Origin of the sequence: Streptomyces sp. NPDC101227 (assembly GCF_044767545.1) — a bacterium.
GTDB lineage: Bacteria > Actinomycetota > Actinomycetes > Streptomycetales > Streptomycetaceae > Streptomyces.
Window position 1 is genome coordinate 1 of the sequence record NZ_JBIWOD010000046.1, and the last position, 1,058, is coordinate 1,058.

Annotated in this window: 1 protein-coding gene; it reads right to left on the bottom strand. The window is 70.1% G+C overall.

The genetic code is table 11. The features are described 5' to 3' along the window. Positions 1–949 (bottom strand): IS481 family transposase (locus ACIRPT_RS40940; RefSeq protein ID WP_403836981.1); only part of this gene is annotated, 949 nt, incomplete at its 3' end. Positions 950–1,058 lie beyond the last annotated feature (109 nt).

Here is a 1,058-nt window from a genome sequence, read left to right on the forward strand (position 1 = left end):
TGTGTTGTCCGGAGAGGTTGGTGACGCGGCTGGCTGGGGTGTGGCCGCTGATTCCGGTGTGGGGTCGGTGGTAGTTGTACCAGTCCAGCCAGTCGGGGAATGCTGCTTGTCGTTCGGTGTCTGAGGTGTAGGGCCGTTGGTAGGCCCATTCGTCGAGCAGGGTGCGGTGGAAGCGTTCGACCTTGCCGTTGGTCTGGGGGCGCCAGGGTCGGGTCCAGCGTGGGCTGATGCCCAGGTCGTGGCAGGTCTGGCGCCAGGTGTTCTTGGTGTAGGCCCAGGCGTTGTCGGTCAGCACGCGTTCGACGGTGACTTCGTGGCGGGCGAACCAGGCGGTGGCCCGGGTCAGGAAGGCCGCGCAGGTCGGGGCGGTCTCGTCGGGCAGGTCTTCGGTGTAGGCCAGGCGGGAGTGGTCGTCGAGCGCGGTGTGCAGGTAGGCATAGCCGGTGCCGTTGCGGTTCTTGCGTCCGGCGGGGCGGCCGAGGGCTTTGTGGCCTCCGCCGTCGGGGATGCGGCCGAGTTTCTTGACGTCGATGTGCACGAGTTCGCCGGGGTAGGCGCGTTCGTAGCGGCGTACGGGTTCACCGGTGGCCCGGTCCAGTGTGGCCAGGGGTGGCAGGCCGTGGCGGGTGAGGATGCGGTGGGCGGTGGAGGCGGCGACGCCTGCGCGGGCGGCTAGTCGCAGCGGTCCGATGCGGTGCTCGCGTCGCATGCGGACGACCTGGTCCTCCACCGCTGCGGCCGTGCGGCGAGGCTGGTGGTGGGGCCTGCTGGAGCGGTCGTTCATGCCCGACAGGCCGTGCAGTTGGTAGCGGCCGGCCCAGCGTGCCGCCGTCGTGTGGCTGACCTGGAACCGTTCCGCGGCCCGGCGAAGCGGCCAGCCGTCGTCGACGACGCACCGGGCGAGCCGCAGCCTGCCGGTCGGGGTCAGCGGGGCGTTACGGTGGATCACGAGGGCCTCCTGCACTCGGCGGTAGATGTCGCAATCCCCACCGAGCCAGAAGGCCCTCACCTCGTTCAAGCACCCAGCGCGCGTGTCACCAACGTGCCGGGACAGCACA